The sequence below is a fragment of the Hymenobacter agri genome, assembly GCF_054778495.1.
This window is the reverse complement of sequence record NZ_BAAGZM010000128.1, coordinates 1-9,018: the sequence shown is the minus strand read 5'-3', so window position 1 is coordinate 9,018 and position 9,018 is coordinate 1. Positions and strand designations below refer to the sequence as shown.

General features: G+C 47.6%; 7 protein-coding genes and 1 pseudogene. 4 read left to right on the top strand and 4 right to left on the bottom strand.

The features are described from left to right. On the top strand, positions 1 to 488 hold a 488-nt coding region (locus ACYVDE_RS08915), incomplete at its 5' end, for a transposase (RefSeq protein WP_460501139.1). Between the two features lie 58 nt (positions 489 to 546). Here the strand turns inward: ACYVDE_RS08915 and ACYVDE_RS08910 are convergent. The 4 genes and pseudogenes from ACYVDE_RS08910 to ACYVDE_RS08895 form a co-directional block, all read right to left on the bottom strand. Beyond that, positions 547 to 1,848: an HlyD family secretion protein gene (locus ACYVDE_RS08910; protein ID WP_460501138.1), complete on the bottom strand. Its 1,302-nt coding sequence runs from the start codon at positions 1,846 to 1,848 to the stop codon at positions 547 to 549. Between the two features lie 34 nt (positions 1,849 to 1,882). Further along, positions 1,883 to 4,120 carry a peptidase domain-containing ABC transporter gene (locus tag ACYVDE_RS08905; protein ID WP_460501137.1) on the bottom strand — a complete coding sequence of 746 codons (2,238 nt, stop codon included), beginning with the start codon at positions 4,118 to 4,120 and terminating at the stop codon, positions 1,883 to 1,885. Positions 4,121 to 4,414: 294 nt separating this feature from the next. Beyond that, positions 4,415 to 5,947 carry a DUF6734 family protein gene (locus tag ACYVDE_RS08900; RefSeq protein WP_460501136.1) on the bottom strand — a complete coding sequence of 511 codons (1,533 nt, stop codon included), beginning with the start codon at positions 5,945 to 5,947 and terminating at the stop codon, positions 4,415 to 4,417. Between the two features lie 492 nt (positions 5,948 to 6,439). Next, positions 6,440 to 7,383 (bottom strand): annotated as a pseudogene (locus ACYVDE_RS08895) (integrase core domain-containing protein). Positions 7,384 to 7,671: 288 nt separating this feature from the next. Here ACYVDE_RS08895 and ACYVDE_RS08890 point away from each other — a divergent pair. The 3 genes from ACYVDE_RS08890 to ACYVDE_RS08880 all read left to right on the top strand — a co-directional run. Then, positions 7,672 to 8,499, top strand: coding sequence for a carboxypeptidase-like regulatory domain-containing protein (locus ACYVDE_RS08890; protein WP_460501135.1), 828 nt, complete (start codon positions 7,672 to 7,674; stop codon positions 8,497 to 8,499). 73 nt (positions 8,500 to 8,572) lie between these two features. After that, the gene (locus ACYVDE_RS08885) at positions 8,573 to 8,905 is read left to right on the top strand and encodes a transposase-like zinc-binding domain-containing protein (protein WP_460501134.1); all 333 of its coding nucleotides are present in this window, start codon (positions 8,573 to 8,575) and stop codon (positions 8,903 to 8,905) included. 1 nt (position 8,906) lies between these two features. Then, positions 8,907 to 9,018 (top strand): IS1 family transposase (locus ACYVDE_RS08880; protein WP_460501140.1); only part of this gene is annotated, 112 nt, incomplete at its 3' end.

Below are 9,018 nucleotides of genomic sequence, written 5' to 3'. Positions count from 1 at the left end.
ACCTGCCGCTGGCCAGCGGGCAGTGGGCGTACCTGGCCTGCTGGCGCGACACCTGCACCCGCGGCGTGGTCGGCTGGCACGTGAGCGACTCGTTGCACACGGAGCTGGTGACCAGGGCCTTCGCGCGAGCCATGGCCGTGCAGCAGCCCTCGCCCGGCCTGCTGGTCCACGCCAACCGGGGCAGCCAGTACACCAGCGCCGCCTTTGGGGAGCAACTGCGGCAAGCACAGGCCGTACCCAGCCTGAGCCGGCCGGGCAATCCCTGCGACAACACCTTGGCCGAGAGCGGCTGGAGTACGCTCAAAACGGAGTTACTGCCTGGTCGGGCCGGCTTCGCCAACCTGGAAGAAGCGCGGTTGGAACTGGCTCACTACTTAGACGACTACTCTAATACCCGGCGCCTGCACTCGGCCCTAGGCTACCGAACCCCACGCGAAGTCGAACTTGAACACCGCTTACAACCTACCTTAGCCCAATGTCCGTTTTGACCCGACCACCCCAGACAGTCATAACAGTACTGCAAGTTGGACCACCGCCCCATTAATGTTAACGAGCTAGCGCTTTACGAAAATTATAGAATATTTTTTCAATTAACCGGGAGTCTTCAGTTATAATACTAGCTGTTGCACTTATGCCGTTACGGTAAGCAATATTCTTTCCATATGTTGTAACTAAACCGTTAGGCAAAATTATTTTAGCCATGAAACCGTTCTCCTTGGAAGAAATTTGGGATATGTAAGAAACTCGTCCATTTATCATCCCGAATTCCTCAAAAGGGTAGCCAGCTAATTTAATCTGGGCCGTCTGCCCAACTCTAACCTTGCCAATATTGACTTGGGGTATAATTGCTTCTCCGTAGTAAGCACTGTTTTGCGGGTCAATATAAAACAGTTCTTGATTAGCCCTAAGCGTTTGTTTTTCTTCTAGAATAGAAGAAAAGAATACCCGCCCGCCAATTGGAGCCACAACAACGTAGCGGTTCTTCCAAGCATCAATCGAACTACGCAAAGTGTTAATGGCTTGTTCAAAGACACTTTTTTGCTCCGCAACAAGCTTATCCAGTTCTAGGAGCTCTTTTCTCTTAGCCGTCTGTGTTGTATAACTCTGAATTAGTAATGATTCTGCCTGCTTGTAGGCCAATTGTTTATTAAGTAGCTGGCTTTCCTGCTTGCGAAGGTCAGTAGGAGCAATAACTCCTTGTTGAAGTAGTGCTTTTTGAATGTTAAATTCTTTTTGAGCCAGATCCAAATCCCGGTGGTGGATTTGCTGCTGTGCTCCCAGGTTTGCATTTAAAGAAGTCAAATCAACAATTTCCTTCACTAACATCAGGCGTTTGCGAGGAAAAAATCCTGCCTTCTGAAATGATAGATATTGAGTATATGCTTGTTCGAATTCTTGATAGGAAGTCTGCAATTCGCCCAGGTGATCCGTGTGAAATGTATGTTGACTTGTAGAATTTTTAGATACATCGTAGCGAAGTTGGTTTAGCTCCTTTTCAAAAGCTAAAATCTGGGCGTGGTCACCAGTACTTTCCAAGTACGCAAGTATTTGGTATGCCCGCACACTATCTCCTTCCTTAGTTAGCAATTTAACAAGTGTTCCTTCGCCTTTGGCGTTCACCGGCTTAGGAGCATTCACCGTGGTAAGTTGCAACGGGACCTGCACTAAGTCGGGATAATGAATAAGCCAACTGCCGGCTATCGCGGCTAGCAGCAGCAGAAAGAACAGGGTTATTCCCCATTGCACAATCCATGCCGGGGGGGTACTGATAATATCATCCAGTTCTTCGCTGTTGCCAGAAGACGGTAAAGGCTCAGTTTTTGGCTTCGGATCGATTATAACTGGCATATTAAAATCATGATTTGCGGGAGAAAAGATTGGGCTATCTATTCAATTCTAGTTGATTCTTGACCAAATTATAGTATTTGTTGCGCAACAGCAGTAACTCCTCGTGCGTGCCGACTTCGGCAATTTCGCCGCGCTCTAGCACGATGATCTGGTCGGCATTATAGACGGTACTCAATCGATGAGCCACTACAACAACTGTCCGCCCTTCAAAAAACCGGTTCAGATTACCCATGATGACACTTTCGTTCTCGGTATCGAGAGCGTTGGTAGCTTCATCAAAGAATAGATAAGCAGGATTTTTATAGACTGCCCTGGCTATCAATATCCGTTGTCGCTGCCCCTGACTAATGCCATTGCCTTCCATTCCGATTTTTGTGTTAAGCCCGAAGGGTAGCGCATCGATGAAGTCTTGAATATTAGCAGTCTTAATTGCGTTTTCCAATCTGCCATAGTCCGGATTCTCCTCATCAACTGCAATATTGCGAGCAATTGTATCCGAAAAAATAAAGCCTTCCTGCATCACAACCCCGCATTGACTACGCCATAACTTATGGCTTACATTAAGCAAATTCACACTTCCCAAGTACACGTTACCGTTGGTAGGAGCATAAAACTTAAGCAAAATCTTTAGCAACGTTGTCTTGCCACTGCCACTGCCCCCAACAATTGCGGTCACCTTTCCAGCAGGAATGAAAAGTGAAATGTTCTGTAAAGTTGGTCGATCATTTCCTCCACTATAACTGAACATTACATCTTTTAAGTGCAGACTCCTATCACTGGGAAGTATTTCCAAGCGTGATTGACCAGGAATTTCTTCATCTTCCATCCTGTGGATTTCATTCAACCTTTCCAAACTTATTTGCGCATCCTGCAAGGTTTGCATGAAGGCAATAAGCTGTTCTACGGGACTATTCAACTGCCCGATGATATACTGTATCGCCAACATGGAGCCAAGAGTGAGTTCCCCGTGGATGACTGCTCGCGCAGCGAAGAAGGTAATAAAGATATTTTTCCCTTCATTCAATAAGAATGCGCCCGTCTGCTGATACTGATTAAGCGCTAATACTTTAATGTTTAATTTGAATAGCTGAGCCTGAATCCTTTCCCAGACCCAACGCTTTTGCGTTTCGGAATTGGAAAGCTTGATTTCCTGCATTCCCTGTATTAATTGTACTAGCGCGCCCTGATTTCGGGCTGATACTTCGAACCGTTTAAAGTCCAAATTGCGTCGTCTACGCAAGAAAAGCACAATCCAGCAGGCATATAGGGCGGTACCTACGAAGAAAATGATAAAGATAGGTGTATGGTAGATGAACAGTACAATGCCAAAAATTATTAGATTGAAAAGGGAAAAAAGCGTGCTCAAGGAGGCACTAGTTAAAAAGGCTTCAATCCTGTGCTGGTCCTCAATCCGCTGCATAAGGTCTCCAAAGAGCTTAACATCAAAGAATGCCAGTGGTAGCCTCATGAGCTTGCTCAGAAAGTCTGAAAGAACCGATAGATTTATTCGTGTACTAATGTGTAATAAGATCCAACTTCGAAGAAACTCAACCGAGGTACGCCCAGCAGCCAGCATAAGCTGAGCCGCGAGAACAAGGTATACAAAATTTAAATTCTGCGTGTTGATACCAATGTCAACAACGGATTGCGTGAGAAAAGGCAGTATTAATTGCAGTAAGCTCCCAACTATGAGGCTTAAAAACAGTTGAACTATAAGCTTTTTGTACTTCGCAGCAAAAACATATGTGAATAATTGCTTAAAGCCGATTTCTGGCGTTGCTTCGCCGCTTTCAACAAAAAAGGCAGGGGTGGGCTCGAGCAACAAGCCGATACCTTGGCCAGGTCCCGCTGCCCAGTGTGATTCAAATTCTTCTTGCGTGTAGACAATCAGGCCTCGACTCGGGTCGGCTACGTGTACCCGGCTACCTGTGCCGCCCTTAGATGATGGCATTATTCGCCGAATAAAGGGGGAATAGGGTTCTATTATTTCGTAAACCACCACAAAATGATTCTGCTGCCAATGCACAATGCAAGGCAGCGGCACTTCGGTTGAGAGCGTGTGGAAATCAAGTCTGGCTCCTACCGTATGAAAGCCAATGGATTCGGCGGCCCGGCTGATGTTCAGTAGAGAGACCCCTTCCCGGTTGATCTGGCTCTCGTTACGTAAGTACTGCAGACTATAGGAGCGACCATAATGCTTGGCAATCATGCGCAAGCAAGTAGGACCGCAGTCCATCGTATCAAATTGTTTGTAAAAAGGAAATCGGGCCATAAAAATTCGTAAGGAAAAACAACGCCTTAAAATAGCTGGCTTAACGCCAAAATCAGGGTGAGGAGAGGATGTTAGAGCGTAAAATCAGAGAGAAAGCATTGCAACAGTGCGTAGAAAGTAACGCTTGCCACTATCTATTGCCACGTTATCTAACTGTTGTAAACTCGCTGTATAAGAAACACAACTTATAGTTTTGCATTTGCATCTATTTTTTTGTTGGCGCAACCAGTTAAGATTCAATCAAAACAAATTTTTATTTTCTTTCGTGTGTTTAACAACTGTCTTTGAATATCCTCATGAATTAGACTGTTGAGGAATAGTCGCTAAAGTCAGATAGCCAGTATATATTAGATGAGAACAGACAAATTCGTATACCGCTTCCCGAATAAAGCCTAGTTTGGTATCCTCCACATCCTCGGAAATTAGTTTTATCAACTCTTCACCTGTTAATGACTCGCCCTGAAAATAAACTAATAATTCAGACCATCCAGTTAACTTTTGACCGAATACTCCCGGATCCCGATGCTGTAGAATCACAAATCCTTGATCCTGCTCGTCACCAGAATCGTCATTCTGACCATTTGGGGTGGTTGCGCTAACAGCTAAGCGTGGAACATAGGAAATGATATGACTGCTTTCTGACAAAGTGAATTTCGTTGACATTATAGCATTCACTTTAGCATCACTCATGAAATCGTATATTTTGCTTGCAGCGGCGAACCCGAATGGATTAATTTGTGCTAGTTCATTAGCGATAGTTTCCAGTTCAGTCCAAATGGCTAACAATTCGTTGCGCAAGCTCCCAAGATCTTGAGCAACTGGCTGCTTGGGCTGTTCAGATTTAGTCTGCAGTGTTGAGGTACCGGATACCTTTAAGTTGGATGGTACCGCAAAATAGGGTAAATCCCTCGTTCCAACCGGGATGTAGTATTGCAAAGGAACCGAACTAGCCAAAGCTCGCTGAATCAAATCATATTGGTTTGGAAATTCGTACCGCAAACGATGCTGGACCTGCTCACAGCTGTAAAATTCTTTTTTCGCATGCCCGATTAAATGGATAAAGCTTTTCATAGCCGGAACCTTATTGAGCTGCACAACCTCCCTAAAATCAGCGCTTAATTGGGGGATGACAAAATAAACTTCCTTGGCAGCCTCTTTAGCCATCTCGGAAAACAGGTATTGTTCGGCAGCGATATTAACCAGCCCAGCATTCGCATCCTGGCAGAGAATAGACTCGTTGCTTGCCAGAAAGTCAAGTGCAGTAGTAGCGTAATTATGGAGGAATTCTAAGTCAGAACCTCCTAATACTCCCGCATTTACAGAAATAATAGGTTTGCCATTAGCATAGCTCGGCTGCATACACAAAGGCAAATTATGTAATTGACTTTGAATATGTTGCAAAGATTTGAGATATATTTCCTCGTGCTGTAACTCGGGGCTTTGGGCAATCAGTGGGTGGTTCACGATGCCAGACGCATCTAATGGAGACCACGTGAATACGTCGCCGTCTACGTGAAGGAAAGGGCGGTCCTGAATACTATAACTAAATAGCTTGGGCAAGGCCCATAATCCTCGGTGATAGTGATTAAAGCGATCAAGGCAAACTTTTACGCTCGTGTAAGGAAGTTTAAAGCGGTCAATAAGCAATTCCTTCCCCTGCTCATCGGTTATCAGTTCAACTTCTTTATAATGCCGCCTCAGCAATGAACAACTCAGGGCCATGCTCATATAGTGAAACTCAGGAGCTAACCAGCCTCCTTTGGCCCTCCCTTCAACCGTTTCTTGGCCCTGGCTGGGCAGTGTCCATAAACTCTGAATTATTTTCATCTCGCAATATCAATACAGCAACGGTTGATATTCAGGTGGGTAACGGAAGACTTTTGTTATTTCCCGTATTTGTACTAAACAAAGCTAGCTTATAGAATAGATAAGCTATTATTATTCGAATGTAAAAATTAATAAGAATGCAACAACATCATTTTATTTCATTGATAGACAAGAACAAAATTTAAGCCACCGCCTCGCCCGCAAGCATTCGCTATGGTGTTTCGGCTATTGGCTGTTACCATCGGTGCGCCTATGCGCATCAGGCGGCCGGCGCACGTACAGCACTTAGCCGCGTTGGCGCACCAGCTACCGAGCATAACGTGAAGCTATATGCTTTCAGAAAATTCATTTCACCTGGCTGGTCTCGCAATTCTATTAGCGAAAACCCAACTTCTTTTCATGAGCGAACTCATGCTTCGGCTGCTTGAAGATAATCATCAATGCCGCGTTTTCAGCCCGGGCGCTGCTTCTTAGGGTTAAGCCCACCATATACTAGGTGTATAGTCCCAGCGTGAGGTGGGTCGGGTCACGGGTAAAGATAGTCGGGTTCTTTTGCCACTGCGCGCAGACAAATTCGTGCGGTGTCAGCCCGATTAGGGTCTTCAATCGCTTGGCGTGGTTGCAGGCCAGCAAAAAGGTTTGCAGGTGCTCGTTGAGTTCCTCGGTGCTCTGGTAATGGAAGCGCCGGACGGTGGCTTCCTTAATCGTGCGGTTCATCCGTTCTACCTGGCAGTTGGTCCAAGGATGGGCCGGCTTAGTCAGGCGGTGTTCCACACCGTATGCGCGGCAGATGCGGTCTAAACTGTGCCCATCGGAGACGGACTGGTGAGCGTGCACCGGACGCCGTTATCCGCTAGCACGGTATGCACCTTATCGGGCAGCTTATCCAGCACCCGCCGCAGGAACTCGACGGCCACCACGCGCTAGGCGCATGGATGCGGTTCGGCAAAGTCCACTTTGCTGGTGCGGTCGATGGCCACGAAGAGGTACTGCTTGCCTTGCTCCGTCTGGACTTCGGCAAAGTCGACGCGCAGTTAGCAGATGGGGTAGTCCTTAAACTTCTTTTCCGGCGGGCTCTGTCCGTCTTCGTTTAGGGGCAAGCGGCTGATGCCGTGACGTTGGAAACAGCGGTGCAGCGCCGAGCGCGATAAGTGCGCAATCGTGGTCAGCAGCGCGTAGAGGCAATCATCGAGCGCCAGGAATGTGTGCCGACGAAAGGCCACGGCGATGGTCTCCAGCTCGGCCGTGAACACCGTCGAGGTGGGTTCAGGGCCCATCCGGGCGTCCTGGACGCTGAGGCGTTTGCGCCACTTGGCCACCGTTTTCGGGTTGATGTTATAGCGGGTGGCTAAGCTTTGTAGGCTTTCCTGGCTGTGTTGGATAGCGCGCCGTACCACCTGAGTAGTGCGGGCGCTGCCGTGGAGTACTTGTCCCATAGGTTCGTGCGAAATTCCGGCCCGGAAAATACGCCATTACACGCTGAGACTATACATCTCCAGCATCACGCCAAGTGCTTGAAGCGCCTGCATGGACAGCCTCCCACTAATTCGTCTGTGCGCTAATTCAAATGAACGCCGCTATCTTTACCCATAACTCGGCCCATCCTGCAGTTGAGACTGTACATTTATAATACAATTATTACACCAATCGACGTAGGCCTCTCTGGAGTCTGGATGGTATCATTACTCATATTGTAAGCCCTTTGAAAGCTGTTAAAAAAGATTATGAAATATCTCCTTCTTATCATCGCCCTTGTTGCTAGCATTTTTTCCGTTCACGGCCAAAGTTTGCTTTTGACTGGTGCGGCGCAAACAAAAGATAAGAAAAATCCTATTCCTTATGTGAACATCGGTATTAAGGGAAAAAACATCGGTGCTGCGGCTGACGAGCACGGCGAATTTTCTTTCCGGGTTCCGTCTACCTTAATACATGATACGCTAACCTTTTCAGCCATAGGTTACCAAGAAAAGAATGTCCTAATCTCGCAAATACCTGCAAACCAAAGGAACATTTTTTTTCTTGAAGAGAAGAAAGTCTCCTTGCAAGAAGTAGTTGTTCGCGGTCACGCAGAGAAAATACGACGTATTGGTACAACCTCGCACAACCCTTTGCTTTGGGGGAGTGTCCTCACCAAGGACACCCACGATATCGTAGAGTTTGGTAAACTTATTTCCTTAGCTGAAAAACCTTCTCAACTTATAGATGCTCATATTTTTCTTCGACGGCCCACGACAGACTCTGTTGCTATCCGAATTAATTTTTACGGAGTCGATCAGGGAATGCCAGCAAATCGCCTAGTAGAGCAAACCATCATTATAAGAACAACAGTGCGAAACGGCTGGTTGAACATTGATTTAACTAAATACAACTTATCATTACAGCACGATTTCTACATAAGCTTTGAATTTTTACCCGAAAAAAACAATTCGGTGCCACAGTTTAGCTACGGAGCTCAATTAGGGGGAGCGGCTCTTATTCGTACCAGCAGCTTAGGTACATGGAAGCGCGAGTCGGGTGCGTCATTAGCCGCTTACGTCACAGTAAAGCAGTAAATGCCCGTTTTCCTAGTAACCATGCTTCTTTTTAGGCAGTGGTCTAATACAGGATGGGTTCGTATAGCGTCAGATGGTAACGACTCAACACGTTTGCGCCAAATGCGGCAGCGAACAAATTCAGCGCAACGGGCACAGCGGCGGGCACGCCCGCTACCGCTGCACCAGTTGCGGGCACCAAGCCCGGTTTGTGCCTGCAGCGGCCGAGCGGGCGGCCCGCTACGGCCAAGTCGAAAAGCTCTTGGCCGAGCGCAACTCGCAGCGCAGCATCGTGCGCGTGACGGGCGTTTCGCGCATGACCATGGCCAGACTGGCAAAAACAAGCGCAGCAGCCAAGCCCGCCCTTGCCGCGCCTGCGGCCGAAAAAGGCGCAACGCAGGCGGTGGGAAGCGCTGGAATTGGATGAGATGTGGACGTTTGTGGGCCGCAAACGGCGCAAGGTGTGGCTTTGGCTGGCCGTCGAACGCGCCAGTCGCCGCGTCGTGGCGTGGGTGTTGGGCCGGCGCGATGCGGCCACGG

Bases quoted from the DNA above. Each gene is read 5' to 3' on its own strand.
- ACYVDE_RS08900 (WP_460501136.1), bottom strand. From the start codon at position 5,947: ATGAAAATAATTCAGAGTTTATGGACACTGCCCAGCCAGGGCCAAGAA.
- ACYVDE_RS08910 (WP_460501138.1), bottom strand. From the start codon at position 1,848: ATGCCAGTTATAATCGATCCGAAGCCAAAAACTGAGCCTTTACCGTCT.
- ACYVDE_RS08890 (WP_460501135.1), top strand. From the start codon at position 7,672: ATGAAATATCTCCTTCTTATCATCGCCCTTGTTGCTAGCATTTTTTCC.
- ACYVDE_RS08885 (WP_460501134.1), top strand. From the start codon at position 8,573: ATGGTAACGACTCAACACGTTTGCGCCAAATGCGGCAGCGAACAAATT.
- ACYVDE_RS08905 (WP_460501137.1), bottom strand. From the start codon at position 4,120: ATGGCCCGATTTCCTTTTTACAAACAATTTGATACGATGGACTGCGGT.